This window comes from Flavobacterium sp. UM26, from assembly GCF_057922445.1.
In genome coordinates this window covers 40,310-60,417 of the sequence record NZ_JBVHCY010000014.1, presented here as the reverse complement: position 1 = coordinate 60,417, position 20,108 = coordinate 40,310, and the positions used below count along the sequence as shown (strand labels likewise).

The following is a 20,108-nucleotide window of genomic DNA, read 5'->3' as shown; positions in this document are numbered from 1 at the left end:
CTTTACAACTCTTTTAGAGTATCAAACTTTGAAAGGGTTATTTTAAACACAATAAAAATGAAAAAAATAATTTTTATTCTTCTCGTTTGTCTGCCAACAATCGGATGGGCTCAAGGCTTTTTACACAGAGACCATCAAAAGATTGTAGATGGAAAAGGACAAAATATAGTACTTCGAGGTTTGGGTCTAGGAGGTTGGATGGTGCAAGAAGGCTACATGCTCAAAACGGGCAATTTTGCCGGACCACAATACAAGATTAAAGAAAAAATTTTAGCTACAATTGGCGCTGAGGCCACCGAAAAATTTTACCAAACCTACAAAGACAACGGCATCACCAAAAAGGATATTGATTCCTTGGCTGCTTGGGGATTCAATTCGGTGCGACTGCCCATGCATTATAATTTGTATACACCCGCTATTGAAAACGAAAAAAATGGGGAAATCACCTGGCTTGAAGAAGGTTTCAAACGCACCGATGCTTTGCTAAAATGGTGCGAAGCCAATAAAATATATTTGATTTTAGATTTGCATGCAGCTCCCGGAGGTCAAGGAAAAGATGCTGCAATATCAGACTATGATGGGTCAAAACCATCGCTCTGGGAGAGTGCTGCTAATCGCAATAAAATGATTGCTTTTTGGAAAAAAATAGCCGAACGCTACAAGGACAATCCTTGGGTGGGCGCCTATGATATTATCAATGAGCCCAATTGGAATTTTACCGGAACGAATGCCAATGGCTGCGACGAAGCTTCGAATGGTCCTTTACGTTCTTTGCTAATGGAGACCACTCAGGCCATTAGAGCCATTGATAAAAACCATTTGATTTTTATTGAAGGCAATTGTTGGGGCAATAACTACAACGGAATTTTTCCGCTTTGGGATGATAACTTGGCATTGAGTTTTCACAAATATTGGAATACCAATGACCAAGCTTCCATTCAAACGATGTTGGATTACAGAACCCAATACGATGTTCCGATCTGGTTGGGCGAAAGTGGCGAAAACTCCAACGTTTGGTTCAAAGATGCCATTAGTCTGGTAGAGCAAAACAATATTGGTTGGGCTTTTTGGCCAATGAAAAAAATAGAAAGTATTGCCGGTGTAACTTCGGTAACTCAGCCAAAAGGCTATCAGCAATTGCTCGATTATTGGAAAGATGGAAAATCAAAACCAAGTCCAGCTTTTGCCAAAAAAGTCCTGATGGAATTGGCAAATAATTACAAGCTAGAAAAGGTTACTATTAGACCAGATGTGGTAGACGCTATGTTCAGACAAGTACAAAATCCTACTGCCAAAGCCTTCAAAAAACACTTACTTCCAGCTCGAATTTTGGCTACCAATTATGATTTGGGGACACAAGGAGTAGCTTATTATGATACCGATTTTCAAAATATCGATGGCACAAAATTCACCCCTTACAACAAAGGTTTTTCTCTTCGAAATGATGGGGTCGATATAATCTCTTCAAGCAATAAAGAAAGCAACGGTTTTCAAGTAGGATTTATTGAGGCGGGAGAATGGCTGCAATACACCGTAACTTCCAAAAAGAAAGCTACGTATTCAGTTAGCATTACTTATGCTAGTGCCACAACCGAGGGGCAAGTGCATTTGGTTTTTGGGAATAACAAAAAAACAGAAAGTGTTCTGCTTCCCGCTACAGGAAACAATGAGAAGTATAGTACTGTCACGATTTCCAACATTGCTTTAGAAAAAGGGGATACACCAATACGAATAGTTTTTGAAAAAGGAGGAATCCAATTTATTTATTTAGAATTTAAAAAAATGAACTAATGATGAAAATACATCTTTTTAATACCAAAATAGGCTTTGCTTTAGGCTTATTTTTATTGGTTTTTCTTTCTTGTAGTGGCTCGGGTAGCGGTTCTGAAGAACCTGTTATTCCAACGCCTTCCAATCTTTCGGTTACCGCAACTATTGTGGGTGCCGATGCGCAAAACCCTGCCGGTGACGGAAGCGGAAAAGTTAATTTTAAAATTAATGCCACCAATGCTACTTCATACAAACTATTGATAGAAGGCAAAGTGATTGATTTGACCACTACCGATTATGCTTATGTTTTTAAAACTGTTGGCACGAATAGTTATACAATTTTAGCTTCGGCTTATAATGGTACACAATACATCAATACTACTATTTCGGTAACGGTAAAAGTAGAATCAAAATTGGTTTGGTCTGATGAGTTCAACGTAAACGGAGCTCCTGATCCTTCCAAATGGAATAGTCAAGTTTGGGATCCAGGACGCGTAAATAATGAGTTGCAATCGTATACCAATCGCTCCAAGAATTTAATCGTCGAAAATGGCGTTTTGAAAATTACTGCTCATCGAGAAGATTATGGAAAAGGGAAGTTTACTTCAGGAAGAATCGAGAGCAATGGCAAGTTTGAATTTACCTATGGAACGATTGTCATTAGAGCCAAAGTGCCTGTTGGAGTGGGAACGTGGCCAGCAGTTTGGATGCTTGGTGCCAATATTGGAACAGTAGGATGGCCAGCTTGTGGAGAAATAGATATACTAGAATCGGTTGGAAAAAATTTGGATCAAAACCATTCCTCATTGCATTCGCCAGGACGTTCTGGAGCTACTCCTGATACCGGAATCATAAAAGTTCCAAACAGCAGCACCGAGTTTCATATTTACAAAGCCAATTGGTCTGCGTCCGAAATCAAATTTTATGTAGATGATGTGTTGTTTTACACGTTTCAAAATTCTGATAAATTTCCATTCAATAAAAATTTCTACTTGATTGCCAATTTGGCTATGGGTGGTGTTTGGGGTGGAGACGTAGATCCTAATTTTACTTCATCTACTTTCGAAATTGATTATATTAGAGTCTATAATTAATACAAACGAATTCCATTATCTGATGAAAAGCAAAGCAAACAAAATCCTTGGACTTTTAGTACTGTTGATTGGAGTAACAGTTTCGGCACAATCTTTAAAAGTGATGACCTACAATATCCGCTTGGATATAGCCAGTGATGGGCTCAATGATTGGTCGCACCGAAAGGATTTTTTGATTGCGCAACTGCAGTTTTATACCCCCGATGTTTTTGGGGTACAAGAAGCAACGCCTAATCAGGTAACGGATTTGAATCAAGCTTTTGCTAAGTATGTCAAGGTTGGAATTGGTAGAGAATTGGAAGGAAAAGGAGAAGCTTCCTGTGTGTTTTTTAAAAAAGACCGATTTGATTTGCTACAATCCAACACCTTCTGGTTGTCCGAAACGCCTAATCAGGTTTCTATGGGATGGGATGCTGCTTGCAATCGAGTATGTACCTATGTTTTATTGAAAGACAAAAAAAGTAAGCAATTCCTTTGGGTATTCAACACGCATTTGGATCATATGGGTCAGGAAGCCCGTACCAAAGGAATTCAGCTTATTTCAAAAACCATAGCCGAGCTAAATACTAAAAACTACCCCGTTATTTTTATGGGCGATTTCAATACGACTCCCAACGAGAGTAGAATTTTGGAATTGAAAAAAGTGATGGAAGATGCCAGAGAACTATCTCAAGAAAAACCTTTTGGACCAGAGGGAACTTTTAATGGATTTCGTTATGATGTGGCGGTGAAAGACCGAATCGATTATATCTTTTTGTCAAAAAATAGCGGGTTAACCGTTCAAAAATATGCGGTTTTGACAGATGCTAAAGACTTGCGCTATCCTTCAGATCATTTTCCAGTTTATGTAGAATTGGTAGTTAACAAGAAAAAATAGGGATGAAGTACCCCGTTGCCATAGCTGTTTTGCTTTTGTTTTGGAGTGTTTCCTTAAACAGTCAAAATCAAAAAAATACTAAAAAAAGAAAATCTGTGGTTACAACCACTCTGCCTAAAACTACTGATTTGGTCATTTCCAGAAGGGATTATAAAGACAAGCTTTATGGTTTTTGGTTAGGACAATGCATTGCCAATTGGACAGGTTTGGTTACCGAGATGGACAAAATTGGCGATATCGGGGAGATCAAAACGGGTAAATTTTATACCCGATTGGATTGGGGAAAACCAGATCAGCCGAGTATTTGGGGACAAGGTGTTCCGAGTGATTTGTCTAAAAACATCGATTTTGTTTTTGTAGGTCCTGAGGGTATTTGGGGTTCCGATGATGATACCGACATAGAATACATCTACCAAGAACTTCTTTATACCAAGCAAAAATCAATCCTTTCAGGCGAAGATATAAGAGAGGGATGGTTGCGGCATATTAAAAAAGAAGAGGAAAATCATTTGTGGGTTTCCAACCAAAAAGCATTTGATTTAATGCAACTTGGAATGATTCCTCCTGCTACCGGAGATCCAAAGAATAATCCTGAATACGAAATGATTGATGCACAATTGACCACCGAAATTTTTGGTTTTTTTGCGCCATCAAGACCAGATATTGCTTTGAAAATGGCGAAACTGCCCATTCAAAATACCGCTAGATACGACTCCGAATGGATTGCTAATTTTTATGTGTCTATGTATGCTTTGGCTTCTGTTGCTGATACCAAAAAATCAAACAAGGACAGTATTCTTTGGATGGCTGAGGTTGCTAAAAAGCAACTTCCTAAAGATTCGTATGCTAGCAAAATGTATGATTTTGTAAAAAGCAGGTATTTGAAAAACATACCTTGGGAACAAACCCGAGATGAGGTGTACCAGCGCTATCAAGTCGAACAAAAAGACGGTTACGATATGACTTCAAAGAATCGGTATTGCAATGGTTGCTTTGCTTCTGGAATTAATTTCGCTTCGAGTTTAATCAGCCTTTTTTATGGAGAAGGAAATATCGTCGAAACGATTAAAATAGGAACATTAGCAGGTTGGGATTCTGATAATCCTACAGCTACTTGGGGAGGTTTATTAGGTTTTATGTTGGGTAAAGAAGGTATTGAAAAAGCCTTTAATCGAAAGTTTTCAAATCAATTTAATATTCACAGAACCCGAATGGGATTCCCAAACAACGGCATCGACACTTTTGAAAATATGGCTCAAAAAGGAATTGAAATTATCGATAGAGTCGTACAAGAAGAAAGCAAAGGAAGCGTCGATTTTAAAAAAAATGTGTGGATCATTCCACAACTAAATAAGTACTAAAGAAAATGAAAAAGGTAATACTACTGCTATTTTTGGGGTGCAATGTGCTGGTTTTTGCACAATCCAAGAATATTGATCAAAAAGTCGAGGCGTTGTTAAGACAAATGACCTTGGAAGAAAAAATAGGCCAGCTTAATCAGTATACTGGTGATAATGCTGCTACTGGTCCTATCACCATTAATCCCAACAAACAAACCGAAATCAAACAAGGACTAATTGGTTCTATGTTGAATATTTTAGGTACCAAATATACGCGACAATATCAAGAATTGGCAATGCAATCGCGTTTGAAAATTCCGTTGTTGTTTGGTCAAGACGTGATTCACGGATACAAAACCACTTTTCCAATTCCTTTGGCGGAAGCTGCTTCTTGGGATTTGGAGGCGATGGAACTTACAGCAAGAATAGCTGCTACAGAGGCTGCGGCTGCCGGAATTCACTGGACGTTTGCGCCTATGGTCGATATTTCTAGAGATCCAAGATGGGGTCGTGTGATGGAAGGTGCTGGAGAAGATACCTACTTGGGTTCTAAAATTGCTTATGCAAGAGTCAAAGGTTTTCAAGGAAATTTAGGAGACGTTACTTCGGTGATGGCTTGTGTCAAACACTTTGCGGCCTATGGTGCTGCGGTGGGCGGACGCGACTATAATTCGGTTGATATGAGTAATCGAATGTTGTGGGAAACCTATTTGCCTCCTTTCAAAGCTGCTTTAGATGCGGGTGCGGCAACATTTATGAATTCGTTCAATGACTTGAACGGAATTCCAGCCACAGGGAATGCCTATTTGCAACGCGATATCCTTAAAGGGAAATGGAATTTTAAAGGTTTCGTAGTTTCAGACTGGGGCTCTATTGGCGAAATGGTCAATCACGGTTATGCAAAAGATAACAAAGAAGCAGCATTGGCCGCGATTACAGCGGGTAGCGATATGGATATGGAAAGCAATGCCTATCGTTATCATTTGGCACAATTGGTAAAAGAGAAAAAAGTACCAATGGCTATGATTGATGATGCGGTAAAACGGATACTGCGCAAGAAATTCGAGTTGGGATTGTTCGATGATCCCTTCAAATTCAATAATGAAGAACGCGAACAAAAAGCCTTAAACAATCCCGAACATCGAAAAGTGGCAAGAGCAATGGCGGCCAAAAGTATTGTTTTGTTGAAAAACGAAAAAGGAATTTTACCACTTTCAAAATCGACCAAAACCATTGCATTTATTGGTCCTTTGGTGAAAGAATACAAACAAAATATGGGTTTTTGGTCGGTAGAATTACCAGAATTGGATTATACCAAAGAGATTGTTTCGCAGTGGGACGGATTGCAAAATAAAGTAGGGAAGAACACACAACTTTTGTATGCCAAAGGTTGCGACATCGAAGGCGACAATACAGAAGGTTTTGCAGAAGCTATTGCCGTGGCCAATCAAGCAGATGTGGTGATTTTGAGCATTGGCGAACGAAGAGATCAAAGTGGCGAGGCCAAAAGCCGTAGCAATTTGCGTCTGCCAGGAGTACAAGAAGAATTAGTAAAAGCCATTCAAGCCACGGGCAAACCAGTAGTCGTATTGGTCAATGCGGGAAGACCACTTATTTTTAATTGGACAGCAGATCAAGTGCCTGCTATTTTGTACACTTGGTGGTTGGGTTCTGAAGCGGGGAATGCCATTGCTGATGTGTTGTTTGGCGATTATAATCCTTCAGGAAAATTGCCAATGTCTTTTCCGAGAGAAGAAGGACAAATTCCAATTTATTATAATCACTTCAATACCGGAAGACCAGCGCCGAACGAAACGGCTACGAATTATGTTTCGGCTTATATCGACTTAAAAAACAGTCCGAAGTTTCCTTTTGGTTACGGATTGAGTTATACCACTTTCAACTACTCCGATTTACAATTGTCTAAAAAAGTAATGAAGAAAAATGAAACCATAACCGTTTCGTTTACCCTTACCAACACTGGAAAATTCGATGGAGAAGAAGTGGTGCAATTGTATCTAAAAGATCAAGTGGGTAGCGTAGTGCGTCCGGTAAAAGAGTTGCGTGATTTTCAAAAAGTGTTTTTAAAAGCGGGAGCTTCGCAAAAGATTACGTTTACGATTGATAAAGAAAAACTAGCCTTTTATAATGCCAAATTAGAATGGGCACCTGAACTGGGTGCGTTCGAAGTGCAGTTAGGATCTTCATCCGCCGATATTCGCTTGAAAGACAGTTTTGAATTAGTATTTTAATCTTTGAAAAAATGAAATTGAAAAATTTGACCTTTTTTCTTTTGATGCCTTTTGTGCTTTTCGCTCAAACAAAAAAAGACACCATCAGAGTATATTATTTGGGAGGACAATCTAATATGGAAGGCTTTGGCTATGTGAAAGAGTTACCAGAAGCCTTACGCAAAAAAAGTAAAAATGCATTTATATATCAAGGCAATCCAGTTGGGGATAATGATGCCAATGGCGGTTTAGGAAAGTGGGCCGTTTTGCAACCTGGCCACGGAACGGGTTTTGCTTCGGATGGCAAAAGCAATACACTTTCTGACCGATTTGGGGTTGAACTTTCTTTTGTTCAAAAATTACAAGAGGAATATCCCAATCAAAAGATTGCCATTATAAAATATGCCCGAAACGGTTCAGCAATTGATAGTAGCGGAAATAATTTTTTTGGATCTTGGGAGCCTGATTTTAGAAGAGTAAAAAATCAATACGATTATTTTTTAAAAACAGTGCAAGCCGCTATGGCTGTGAAGGATATCAATGGCGATGGTGTTGAAGACGTGTTGGTGCCTAGCGGAATTCTTTGGATGCAAGGCGAAAGTGATGCCGATAAAACAGAACAAATTGCGAATAACTATTATGACAATTTGAAACGATTGATGCCACTCATTCGAGCCGCTTTTAGAAACAATGACTTACCAATTGTCATCGGAAAAATATCCGATTCTGGAGATGATCCCGATGGGAAAGTTTGGGGTTTTGGGGAATTAGTTCAATACGGACAAGAAAAATTTGCCCTTACCGAACCCAACGTGCGTATTGTACGAAGCACCTCCAAGTATCTTTATTCAGATAAATACCATTATAAAAGCGAGGGATATATAGATTTGGGAAAAGAATTTGCCAAAGCCATTGTAAATCTTAACAAGAAAGATAACTATCACCCAGAAATACAACACAATTAGTCTAATCGAAATAGAGTATCATGATTAAATTTCATTATATTGTAATACAGAAAGTTACGGTGTTTTTATTGGCGCTTGTGACCTTCATTTTAACTAATGCTAAATTTTAACATCAATGCTATGAAGAAGATATTGCTATTATTTGTTTTATTAATTGGGTTGCTTTCGTTTTCCCAAAATGAGGCCACAACTGAAAAACGAATTCAGTCATTAGTAAAAAAAATGACGCTCCAAGAAAAAGTGAGTTTATTGCACGGTAATTCTAAGTTTTATGTTTCCGATATTAAACGATTGGGCATACCAGAATGGGCTTTGTCTGATGGACCCCACGGTGTGCGTGCCGAAATGAACCGACACAATTGGCAATATGCTGGTTGGAAAGATGATGCGGTTACTTGTTTTCCTCCCGGTACTGCTATGGCCGCCACTTGGAATTTAGATTTGACTGCCCAACGAGGTTATGTTTTGGGAGAAGAAGCCCGATTTAGAAAAAAAGACGTACTCTTAGGACCTGGTATTAATATCATCAGAAGTCCTTTATGTGGAAGAAATTTTGAATATTTAAGTGAAGATCCTTTTCTAATTTCTCAATTGACGGTTAGCTATATTAAAGCTTTGCAAACCAAAGATGTGGCGGCTAGTGTAAAACATTTTGCGGCGAATAATCAAGAAGACAATCGATTTGTGATTGATGTAACGATGAGCGACAGGGCTTTGCACGAAATTTATTTGCCGGGTTTTAAAGCTGCAGTTATGGACGCAAAAGTGTTAACCGTGATGGGCGCTTACAATAAATTTAGAGGTGATTATTGCACGGAGAATATGTTGTTGGGACGAACTATTTTGCGCGATTTATACCAATTCAAAGGCGTTTATATGTCGGATTGGGATGCAACTCACAGTACAGTCAATGCGGCTTTGGCTGGATTGGATTTAGAAATGGGAACTAATAAAACCAATTATAACGAATGGTATTTTGCGGATCCTTTGATTAAAGCGGTGCAAGAGGGAAAAGTAAAAGAAAGCGTAGTAGATGAAAAAGTAGCCAATGTGTTGCGAGTGATGATTAAAACGAAAGTTTTAGATCCCAAAACCAGAATCAAAGGCAGTGTGAATACCAAGGAACACCAAGCGCTAGCGTATCAATCGGCAGTGGAATCTATAGTTTTATTAAAGAACGAAAACCAACTGTTGCCTTTGCCAATGAATGCTTTGAAATCGGTGGCGGTTATTGGAGATAATGCAACCAGAAAACACTGTAGCGGCGGATTGAGTTCCGAGATTAAGCCTTTATATGAAATCACTCCATTGGAAGCGATTACCAATAAGTACGGAAACCAATTGCAAATTAATTATGCGCAAGGCTACAATAAGCAATCTTCACCAGGAGAAGGGAGCAACAAAGGACAATTGAATTCTGATTTTGTCGATTGGAAATTAATCGATGAAGCAGTGGCTCAAGCCAAAAAATCCGATGTGGCGATTGTTTTTGCAGGATTAAATCACGATTTCGATTCGGAGTCGTTTGATAGAATTCATATGCGTTTGCCTTACGGACAAGAAACTTTAATTCAAGAAGTAACCAAAGCCAATCCGAAAACCATTGTGGTAATTATTGCGGGTTCTCCTTTGGAATTGTCCGGAATTCAAACACGTGTTCCTTCAATTGTTTGGGCGTGGTACGGCGGAATGGAAGCTGGAAATGCTGTGATGGATGTGTTGAGCGGAAAGCAATATCCTTCAGGAAAATTACCCATCACTTTGCCAGTAAGTTTACAACAATCACCAGATGTTGCTTTAGGAAATTATCCGGGAAGAGATTTAAAAGTAAATTATGAAGAAGATATTTTAGTTGGCTACAGATGGTATGATACTAAGAAAATTGAACCACTTTATCCTTTCGGTTTTGGATTGTCGTATACTTCATTTGCAATTTCCAATGTGGCAACAGATAAAAAAACCTTTGATGTAAACGATACGGTAACGCTAAAATGTACCATCAAAAACACAGGACAACTTGAAGGAGCAGAAGTACTTCAGTTGTATGCTAGTCAGCCCGTTTGTTCGGTGCTTAGACCTCAAAAAGAATTAAAAGCTTTTGAAAAAGTAGTGTTGAAAGCGGGCGAAAAAAAAGAAGTTTCGCTTAAAGTTAAGGTGAAAGATTTGGCTTTTTATGATGAAAAAAATGCCAACTGGAGAGTAGAACCGGGAGAGTTTATTTTTCATTTAGGAACTTCCTCAAAAGAAATTGTAAATTCGGTAAGCGTCCAAGTTAAATAGACCATTAAGATTTTTGATAAAAACTAAGAGCGATACTTTCTGTGTGAGAGTATCGCTCTTTTGGTAAGTTAACCATTGGCTTTTAACAATAAAAAAATCGTTTTGCTTTCGTTGCGAAAGATGTTTGGGGGTGTGGTATTTATCCGAGTTTTTTATTAGCCAATGGTCGATATGTTGTTGAGGTGTTACTTTTGTTTTTTAGGGACGTATCTTCTGATATACGCAATTTTCCCTTCGATGGTTTTATTGCTTCCTAATTTTTCGACTTATTAATGTTTTCTATTCACCAATTACTAGCTAACTGCTATTCAATAACTGCTAATCACTAATTACTAATCACTAATCACTAATCACTAATTACTAATTACTAATCACTTAAGAACTTTCTTTTTAAGCCAATTTCTAACGGGTTCGTCATACCATTTCAAACAAGCATAGGCCAAAACAATTGCGCTTACTACGGTCAAAATACTCATTGGTAATGCTTCTTGAAACGGGATTTTTCCATTGGCAACCCAAGCCGTGTAGATATAAATTAAAGGATAATGCGTGATGTAAATAGGATAGGAGATATCTCCCAAAAATTGACAAACCCTAGAGGCATTTTTTCCTTCTATCGTTCCGCTGGCGCCAATATAAACGATGAGCGGAAAAAGAATAATGATGCTCAACGAATCGTATAATCCGTTTTGCCAAACAGTCGTGCTGTCACCAATTCTTGGCATCGCCAAAACAACGACAAGCAACAAACTCGACCACAGAAAGGCATTTTTGATTGTTGTAAGTCTCACGATTCGATGCAATAACAATCCACCAAAAAACGGAAAAAGAAGTCGGGCAAAGCCAATGTGAAGTTGCTCAGGAACCAATGACCAACCACCGATTACATCTCCGTTGGGACTGGTCAAGGTTAGATGAATCAAAAAACAACCTGAAAGAAAAACAAGTACAGCCAAGGCGGTATTCGAAAATTTTCTCACGAACAAGGCATATAAGATATTACCAATATATTCAAAGAACAGCGACCAACCTGGACCATCTAGCGGATGCATTTCTTGCCATCCTCGAATATCCATTGAAGTGGGCACTGGAATCAATGTAAAGCCAATGACCATAATGAGCAGCATTTTCCAAAGCGGCACTTGGTGAATGTTGGGCCACAAAACCGAATCCTGAAAATAGAAACACAAGGCGCCCACAATCATTCCCATAATAACCATTGGTTGTAATCGAATGAGTCTGATTTTGAAAAAATCGCCTACAGACATTTTGCTCCAGCGGTCATCATAAGCATAACTAATCACAAAGCCCGAAAGCAAAAAGAAAAAATCGACCGCCAAATATCCGTGATTGATTACTTGGTCAAACCGACTCGTGGCGTGTGCCTCCATAATATGAAAAGCGACCACCATAATAGCAGCCACTCCTCGCAAACCATCTAAAATGGCGTAATGTTTTTTTGTAGGTAGTGTTGGATTTTGCATTGGCAAAGATTTTAAAAAATGAGGCTGTCGCTCAAAACAGCCTCAATTGAAACAACATTTATAACAACCAAAATTTATAGAAAACTGTTCTATGAAATTATTTTCCACCACATAGAGGCATAGAATTTATAGCTTTTAAAAATAAAATAGACGTTTTACTTTTCATATAGTTATGCTATGTGGGAAATAGTGCTATTTCTATTTTTTCTTTGTAGCATTAGCATAGTTCTATGATTCTATGTGGTTATACATTTATTTTATAGCAATTAACTCAGTGTTTTATAGATAAAATTAAATTTCTATTTAGCATTAGCCGCTTGCAACAAGGCTTGTAACTGTTCTTCGGTAAATTTTCCACCAGAGAGCAAGAGGAATTTATTGATAGGCATATCGGCAAGCATTGCAATCATAAAGGCTTCGGCTTTTTTCTCTTCCTCTGTTTCCGCTTTTTTAGTGCTACCCGTAAAGCTTCGCGTCAAGGCCTCGTAGATTACTGCACTGTTTTTGGTTTGTTTGAACTCTTTCAACAAGGAGTTGCGGGTAAAAACAGGCGTAAGGATTTTGGTGGACTGAATGTCCAATGTTTGTTGCAAAGGCAAATCTCTAGAAGAGCTTCCCACACGAATATCAAATTGACCCGATTTCACTATCCAGTCGTGAGCAACTGTGCTGTAGTAAGCAAAATCGCGTGAGGTCAATTGAAACTGTACCGTTTTTTCTTCTCCAGGTGCCAAGGCTATTTTTTCGAAATGCTTCAATTCGTTTTCAGGACGACTCAGTGCGGCATCTTTTTCGTGAACATACAATTGTACTACTTCCTTTCCAGCTACTTTTCCAGTGTTTTTTACTTTTACAGAGATAGTAATCGCATCCGAATCTTTGGCAGAAGTCATATTAGCTTTGATATCCGAATAGCTAAAAGTGGTATAACTCAATCCAAATCCGAAAGGAAAATTAGGTTCGATTTTCTTTTTGTCATAATAGCGGTAGCCAATGAAAATGCCTTCACCGTAATTCGCAACACCATCTTTTGACGGAAAATCGATAGCCGTTGGTGTATCTTCTAAACGCATCGGGAAGGTCTCAGATAATTTTCCAGAAGGATTCACTTTGCCCGTAAGCACATCGGCTATGGCGCCACCTCCAGCTTGTCCGCCTAAATAGGCTTCTACAATGGCAGCGACTTCTTTTTTCCACGGAGTGCTTACCGCCGAACCATTCAACAATATAACCACCACGTTTTTGTTTACTTTCGCTATGGCTTCAATCAATTGATTGTGACCTGCGGGCAAATCCATATTGGCTCTGTCATAACCTTCGGATTCGTACACGTCTGGAAGGCCTGCAAACAGAAGAACAGTTTCTGCTCCTTTGGCATTTTTTACGGCTTCGTTAAGCAAAGTAGCGTTAGTGTCTCCCGCTGAGGTATAACCTTCGGCATAACTGAAAGTAGTGCCTTTTGCTAATTTTTGCAATTCATCGAAAGCATTTTCTACCTGCGTAGGTTTTACTTGCGAACTTCCCGCGCCTTGATAACGTGGTTTTTTGGCAAAAGAGCCAATGATTGCTACTTTTTTGGCAGAAGCTTTTAGGGGCAAAATGCCATTACTATTTTTTAGAAGCACAATCGATTCTGCACTGGCTTCTCTTGCCAAAGTATGATGTAGTGCTTTATCGACAATGATACCTTGTTGGTGACTGTCTTTGGCTTTTAGTGTGATGGCCAGGGTTTCGATGACAATTTCATCCAATTTCGATTCGGATAAAGTGCCTTTTCTAACCGCGTCTACAATTTTTTTATTGTTAAAGCCTCCACTGGCGGGCATTTCTAAGTTCAAACCTGCGGCTACGCCCAAAGGTCGGTCGTTGACAGCGCCCCAATCCGACACTACAAAACCTTGAAAGCCCCATTTTTTCTTCAAAACTTCGGTCAGTAGATATTCGTTTTCTGAGGCATAGACTCCATTTAGTTTGTTGTACGAACACATTACCGTCCAAGGTTGGGCTTCTTTTACCGCAATTTCAAAAGCAGGAAAATAGATTTCACTCAGCGTGCGTTCGTCCACCATCGAACTATTCGACATACGTTCAAATTCTTGGTTGTTGGCGGCAAAATGTTTTAATGAAGTTCCCACGCCTTTGCTTTGCACGCCGTTGATAAAAGCAGCGGCAATTTTTCCAGACAAAACGGGGTCTTCAGAGAAATATTCGAAGTTGCGTCCACCAAGCGGAGAACGTTTCATATTGATGCCAGGACCCAACAAAATCTGTACGTCATTGGCTTGTGATTCGGTAGCTAAGGCTTCGCCCACTCGTTTTACTAATTCTTTATTCCACGACGAAGCCAAACCTGAGGCTGTTGGAAAACAAGTCGCAGGAACACTATTCGTGAAATCAAAACCTTCTGCTTTGCGCAAACCGTGTGGCCCATCGGTCATAAAAATCGACGGAACGCCCAATCTTGGAATCGCCTGCGTAGACCAAGCGGTTGCACCCGAACACAACGAAGCCTTTTCTTCAAGCGTCATTTGTGCCACTATTTTCTTGGCTTTCTCACGATAATCGGTCGTTTGCGCACTCACTGAGAGCACGGCAAAAAAGAAGCAACCCAAAACATATCTTTTTTTCATATATGTAAAATTTATTTGTTAGTGGTCATATATGGTATCGCTTTTTATTTATCGGTGTTTGTTTGCAACAAACTGTTTTTGATAGCGATTTCATAACGGTAAGAGTTTGTTTTATAGTGAAATAGTAATGTGTTATTTTGACGCAATGTACATTTATTTTTGATTAAAAAAACATTTCGCTCAAAAAAAAGCCTCTTTTTTAGTGAAATATAGTTTTATGTACGTAAAATTTTAAGGATTAGGAAGTTATTTCAAAAAAATCTATATGAGAATTTATTTGGTTAAAGCACTGTCACTAAGTCCTTTTAATTTTTTCACCACATAGGAGTTTCATAGAATTTATAGTTTTTGAAAGAAAGAAATAGACGTTTTACTATTCACATAGCCATTCCTATGTGAGAAATAGTGCTATTTCTGTTATTTTCTTCTACAAAATTTTATCTATGATTCTAGCCTGCACTGAGGCATCGAAGTGTGGTTATTTTTTTATTTTGTTTCACTTTCACCCAACAGTTATGAATTAGTGTGCATTCGTGTAATTTGTGGCGGAAATTTTAAAAGGGAATACTTGGCTTGAATAGAAATTTACCGCTTTGTTTCTCAAAAAAAAATAAATTGCGCTCACAATAGCGGCGTATTAATTTAAAGAAGATGCAGATGTTACTGAAAATACTCGAGAATAAAGACCAATTCCAACCTGGACTATCCATAGATTGTGTCATTTTTGGTTTTCATAACAACCAACTCAAAGTGCTCTTGAACAAGACCAAATACACCGACCAATGGGCGTTGCCTGGCGGTTTTGTTCCCGTAGACGAAGATTTGGACCAAGCTGCAGTCTCTATTTTGTACGGACGAACGGGAGTCAAAGGCATCTTCCTGCGCCAGTTTGCCACCTTCGGAAAAGTGAAACGCAACCAGTCCGATTTTAGTCAAAAAGTCGTGCAATTTTATGGGCTAAGCCCTGAAGCCGCACAATGGTATTTGAACCGATTTGTCACCGTGGGTTATTACGCCTTGGTCGATTTCTCGCAAACCGTGCCACAACCCGAGGGCAATCAAGAAGTCGTAGAATGGATTGACCACAGCGCCGTACCCGAACTCATTTTGGACCACCGCGAAATCCTAGACGCCGCCTTGGCCACGCTCCGAACCGAGCTCAATTTGATGCCCGTAGGCTACAACCTGCTGCCCGAAAAATTCACCATACCCGAGTTGCAAAAACTCTACGAAACCATACTAGGACGCCAGCTCGACCGCCGCAATTTCCTCCGAAAAATCACGGCCATAGGCATCCTCATCAAACTCGACGAAAAGAAAAGCAACGTCGCACACAAGGCGCCCAACTTGTACCGTTTTGACAAAGAACGCTACGAAGAAGTCGTAAAAAACGGCCTCACCCAAGGCTGGTAATTGCACATTTTTTTCTGTTTTGGGCATACCCCCGAGCACACAACCCTACCAAACCACACCACCCTGCTCCTCGGGGTCGGGCTATCCATTATATCTTTGCTGGCTAAAAGAATCGCCAGCAAAGGATGCCATTCCTATCCCTTATGCGAAGTTAGAAGTTGAGATTTGGGATTTAGGATTTGAGATTTGGGATTTAGGATTTAGGATTTGGAATTTAGGATTTGGAATTTGGGATTTGGAATTTGGGATTTGGGATTTGAGATTTAGGATTTGGGATTTGGGATTTGGAATTTGAATTTGATTTTTGAATTTGATTTTTGAATTTGAGATTTTGCAGATTGCATTCTTACAGAAAAATTTTATATTTTTTGAGGAAAAAGAAATATATTTGGGAAACAATTAAGTGAAATAAAGCTTTGCTCATCCAACTGATTATGGTTATCTAATCGAAGGTTTGTTTCGTATATATGCAAGTTGGGCAACATTTAAAAAAACGACGACATAAATTATAATTTAATCAAATGAAATTTAAAATAATCTTATCAATTCTATTTTTAGTGCTTATTAGTTGTAAAAATGAAACATCATCAGAAAAGGAAAGAAAACTTTTAGAAAAAGAATTAGAGCTTACTAAACGTGAACTTGAAATAGAAAAAAAAGAAAATGGACAAACCAAAATTGAGCCTAACAAAGATATAGAATCTATTCAGAAAAAAGCACCTGAATTTAATTATGCGAATCCTGAACAAATTGTTGAGGCAATAATATATTCTGCAAAAAATAAAAATTTTGACATACTTTACAGTCTTTGTGATCCACAGGAAAAAGGAGATATTGAGTCACTTTGTCTATGTAAGTTAAGTTCAAAATACAAATCAGATTACGCCGAAAATCAAGATTGTAGCGAAATGACAAAGCAAAATTTTCTAACTCTTTTTAAAAATGCCAAGAATCCGAAAACAATTGCAAATGACGGAATGTATGCAACTGTTGAGTACGAAGTAGAAAATTTAGATGTGAAAATGGAAATGGTTAAGCGAAAGAATAGGTGGTATATTTTTTCACTTTCTTCATCAGAACCAGGAGAATAAACGTTGCCCAACACACGCTACAAGCAAGCTGGGCAATTGGCTTAATTTGAAGATAGTTTGTGCTTGATACATTTGTTTTTAACCGAAAGAATACGCATCTTTAATCCCAGCCTGCGTGTAGCGCGGGAACGTTGTGCACAATTATAAGAAAACCGATATGCCTAATAAAGATTTTTTAGAAAATTACCCATTATTTAGAAAATTCCAAATGGAAGTTCCAGGAACAATGGACTATCTTTCAAAAGCGCCGATAAATATGCATTGTAATAATTGCAATTCATTGCAGACGTTTAATATGTCAAACGAATTTGAAGAAAGATATGGTTATAGCAATGTTCCAACTGACAATAAAAAAATTGATTTGCTTTATGAATGTGAATCTTGCAAAGATTTCATTCGAGAATTCAATATTTATATAAGCCCAGAACGTAATTTCATATATAAATTTGGTCAATATCCTCAATGGGAAATTAAAATTGACAAGAATATAGAAAAAACTCTTGGCAAGCACGCAAAAACATTTAAGAAAGGATTAGTTTGTGAATCTCAAGGATATGGAATAGGAGCATTTGCTTATTACAGAAGAATAACGGAAGATATTATAGATGAGTTATTAGAATCTATTTCAGAATTAATAGATGAAGAAAACAAAGACAAATATCAAAAAGCACTAGAAGACACTAAAAAAACTAGAGTAACTCAAGAAAAAATTGAACTGATTAAAGATTTATTGCCTACTATTTTGCGCCCAAATGGCATGAATCCTTTAGGTGTCCTACATAGTCAATTAAGTGAAGGTCTTCATGCTGAATCTGATGAAAGTTGTTTAGAAAATGCAAGTCATGTAAAAGATATTTTAACCTTTCTAATAAATCAAATTATCTTAAGTAAAGAAACGTCAAAAAAATTTACAGAAAGCATGAAAACATTGCTAACAAAAAAATCGCAAAAATAACTGTGCACAACACACGCTACAAGCAATTTGGGTATTAGGCTTAATTTTAAATTAGTATTATATTTGGAAGATTTGGCAAATCCGAAAATAGAGCTTAATTTAGTACCAAACCCGCTGTAATGCCAAGACGTTACAAGCAATTCTAACCGACGACCAACAACTAACAAACGACTTTAAACTTAAACGCTAATCTTGACAGTTATCTAACAGAGACATAGAAATACTAAATTAAAATTTAAAATAAATTCGTAAAATTGTAATGTAAAATGCCAGTTGATATCGATAAAATATGGGTCTTTAGAATTGTTCCAGTTCAAAATCTGGAATATCTTCTTCGTGATGGCTTGCATTGTAAAAACGCAGGCAAGAAGGACAGTGGATTTGTGACTATTGGCAGTCAGGAAATCATAACTCAAAGAGACACTCGGATTGTAAAATGCTATCCTGATACCGTAGTGAATGATTATGTTCCTTTTTACTTTTCTGTACGAACACCGATGCTTTATAATATAAAAACAGGTCATGGCGTTCCTGCTAGCCCGCAAAAAGACATTATTTACCTTTGTTGTAAATTGAGTGAATTAGCTACTGATGATTTTCAATGGTGTTATACAAACGGCAATGCAGCTAAAGCAATATCTAAATTCTTTAAAAAATTAAATGATATTGAGAATAATGTAGATTGGCGGTCAATAAAAACAACTGATTTTCGTGATGAAAATGCTGATGGAGATGAAGACAGAGTAAGAAAAAAACATGCAGAATTTTTGGTGAAAGACCATGTGCCAGTTAATTATATTAAAGTGATTGCAGTGCTTAACGAAACAATTAAAGAGCAAGTTGAGAAAATAATTAAAGCCCAAGAATTAACAATTGACGTTAAAATAAAAACAAATTTTTATTTCTTATGAAATATATAACAGGAAATATGCTTGAAGCTGACACGGAAGCTTTAGTAAACACTGTAAACACAGTTGGTGTTATGGGGAAAGGAATTGCATTGCAATTTAAAGAACGTTTTCCTATGAATTTTAAAATCTATGCAAATGCCTGTAAAAAGGGTGAAATGCAAGTTGGTAAAATGTTAGTTGTTAAAGAGAATACTTTAAATGGTGAAAAACTAATCATCAATTTTCCAACTAAAACAGAATGGTTTAAAAAGTCTCAATACAGCTACATTGAAGAAGGATTAAAGGACTTAGCAATGGTAATTGAGGAGTATAATATTAAGAGTATTGCTATTCCACCATTAGGTTGTGGAAATGGAGGATTGAAATGGGAAAAGGTAAAACCAATGATGGATAAATATTTAGGACAGTTTTCCAATGTTATTATTCAAATATATGAACCCAATGACGCAGTAAAAGAAATCCTTCAGAAAGAAGCTGTAAAAAAAGAAGTTGGTTTAACTCCCGCAAGAGCAATGTTACTCTACGCTCTATTCAAATATGAAAAGTTGGGAGAAGTGGCAACCATTTTTTCAGCAAACAAACTTGCTTATTTTCTACAAAAAAGTGGAGAGCAGATGCGTCTACAATTCGTCCCATATAAATACGGCCCATATGCACAGGCTATAGAAAAAGTTTTATACGCTTTAAATGGCAAGTATTTAACAGGGATGGAACAAATGAATGCAAGAGCATTTGAACCATTGCAATTGAATTATAAAATATATGATGAGGTTGAAAAATATATAAATAATAATATAAGTTTAGACCAAAAGCAAAGATTGGAAAGTGTATTTTCCATTATTGATGGATTTGAAACAACCCTTTCATTGGAGATTCTGTCTTCGACTCATTTCCTAATAAGTGAAAATCCAAAGTTGACAGAAGACCAATTATTTGAAAAAATTCAAGACTGGAATGAAAGAAAGAAAAATTTAGTAACCAAAGAATATATTAGCATCGCTATGGAGCATCTTCACAATTATGGAACTAAATTGAATTTTGCATAATTTGCTTCCATTCTGAAAACA

15 protein-coding genes are annotated in these 20,108 nt (G+C 37.7%); 13 read left to right on the top strand and 2 right to left on the bottom strand.

Annotated features, from left to right (window positions below; all coding sequences use genetic code 11):
• Nucleotides 1-57: 57 nt before the first annotated feature.
• The 7 genes from ACZ1AQ_RS14530 to ACZ1AQ_RS14500 all read left to right on the top strand — a co-directional run bounded on the left by ACZ1AQ_RS14530 (nt 58) and on the right by ACZ1AQ_RS14500 (nt 10,557).
• A complete protein-coding gene (locus tag ACZ1AQ_RS14530; protein ID WP_489633586.1) occupies nt 58-1,791 on the top strand; it encodes a cellulase family glycosylhydrolase in 1,734 nt (577 codons plus the stop codon).
• Nucleotides 1,791-2,864, top strand: a complete 1,074-nt coding sequence (locus ACZ1AQ_RS14525) for a glycoside hydrolase family 16 protein (RefSeq protein ID WP_489633585.1) — start codon at nt 1,791-1,793, stop codon at nt 2,862-2,864. The genes ACZ1AQ_RS14530 and ACZ1AQ_RS14525 overlap by 1 nt, the downstream gene beginning before the upstream one ends.
• Nucleotides 2,865-2,886: 22 nt before the next feature.
• Nucleotides 2,887-3,741: an endonuclease/exonuclease/phosphatase family protein gene (locus ACZ1AQ_RS14520; protein WP_489633584.1), complete on the top strand. Its 855-nt coding sequence runs from the start codon at nt 2,887-2,889 to the stop codon at nt 3,739-3,741.
• A 2-nt stretch (nt 3,742-3,743) separates the two neighbouring features.
• On the top strand, nt 3,744-5,102 hold the full coding sequence (locus ACZ1AQ_RS14515) for an ADP-ribosylglycohydrolase family protein (protein WP_489633583.1): 1,359 nt from the start codon (nt 3,744-3,746) through the stop codon (nt 5,100-5,102).
• Between the two features lie 5 nt (nt 5,103-5,107).
• Nucleotides 5,108-7,333 (top strand): glycoside hydrolase family 3 N-terminal domain-containing protein, encoded by a 2,226-nt coding sequence (locus ACZ1AQ_RS14510; RefSeq protein ID WP_489633582.1) that lies wholly within the window; start codon nt 5,108-5,110, stop codon nt 7,331-7,333.
• An 11-nt stretch (nt 7,334-7,344) separates the two neighbouring features.
• Nucleotides 7,345-8,277 carry a sialate O-acetylesterase gene (locus ACZ1AQ_RS14505; RefSeq protein WP_489633581.1) on the top strand — a complete coding sequence of 311 codons (933 nt, stop codon included), beginning with the start codon at nt 7,345-7,347 and terminating at the stop codon, nt 8,275-8,277.
• 120 nt (nt 8,278-8,397) lie between these two features.
• Nucleotides 8,398-10,557 (top strand): beta-glucosidase, encoded by a 2,160-nt coding sequence (locus ACZ1AQ_RS14500; protein ID WP_489633580.1) that lies wholly within the window; start codon nt 8,398-8,400, stop codon nt 10,555-10,557.
• A 371-nt stretch (nt 10,558-10,928) separates the two neighbouring features.
• On the opposite strand, the gene ACZ1AQ_RS14495 is transcribed toward ACZ1AQ_RS14500, so the two are convergent.
• A complete protein-coding gene (locus tag ACZ1AQ_RS14495) occupies nt 10,929-12,041 on the bottom strand; it encodes an acyltransferase family protein (protein WP_489633579.1) in 1,113 nt (370 codons plus the stop codon).
• A gap of 299 nt (nt 12,042-12,340) precedes the next feature.
• The gene (locus tag ACZ1AQ_RS14490; protein ID WP_489633578.1) at nt 12,341-14,671 is read right to left on the bottom strand and encodes a glycoside hydrolase family 3 C-terminal domain-containing protein; all 2,331 of its coding nucleotides are present in this window, start codon (nt 14,669-14,671) and stop codon (nt 12,341-12,343) included.
• Nucleotides 14,672-15,328: 657 nt separating this feature from the next.
• Here ACZ1AQ_RS14490 and ACZ1AQ_RS14485 point away from each other — a divergent pair.
• The 6 genes from ACZ1AQ_RS14485 (at nt 15,329) to darG (ending at nt 20,087) form a co-directional block, all read left to right on the top strand.
• The gene (locus tag ACZ1AQ_RS14485; RefSeq protein WP_489633577.1) at nt 15,329-16,084 is read left to right on the top strand and encodes an NUDIX hydrolase; all 756 of its coding nucleotides are present in this window, start codon (nt 15,329-15,331) and stop codon (nt 16,082-16,084) included.
• Between the two features lie 19 nt (nt 16,085-16,103).
• The gene (locus ACZ1AQ_RS14480) at nt 16,104-16,379 is read left to right on the top strand and encodes a hypothetical protein (RefSeq protein ID WP_489633576.1); all 276 of its coding nucleotides are present in this window, start codon (nt 16,104-16,106) and stop codon (nt 16,377-16,379) included.
• A gap of 226 nt (nt 16,380-16,605) precedes the next feature.
• Complete coding sequence (locus tag ACZ1AQ_RS14475) at nt 16,606-17,175, top strand: hypothetical protein (RefSeq protein ID WP_489633575.1); 570 nt, start codon at nt 16,606-16,608, stop codon at nt 17,173-17,175.
• A gap of 157 nt (nt 17,176-17,332) precedes the next feature.
• Entirely contained in the window at nt 17,333-18,130 is a 798-nt protein-coding gene (locus ACZ1AQ_RS14470) for a hypothetical protein (protein ID WP_489633574.1), read from the top strand.
• A gap of 266 nt (nt 18,131-18,396) precedes the next feature.
• Entirely contained in the window at nt 18,397-19,041 is a 645-nt protein-coding gene (gene darT, locus ACZ1AQ_RS14465) for a type II toxin-antitoxin system toxin DNA ADP-ribosyl transferase DarT (protein ID WP_489633573.1), read from the top strand.
• Nucleotides 19,038-20,087, top strand: coding sequence for a type II toxin-antitoxin system antitoxin DNA ADP-ribosyl glycohydrolase DarG (gene darG / locus ACZ1AQ_RS14460; RefSeq protein ID WP_489633572.1), 1,050 nt, complete (start codon nt 19,038-19,040; stop codon nt 20,085-20,087). Before darT ends, darG begins: the two co-directional genes overlap by 4 nt.
• Nucleotides 20,088-20,108 lie beyond the last annotated feature (21 nt).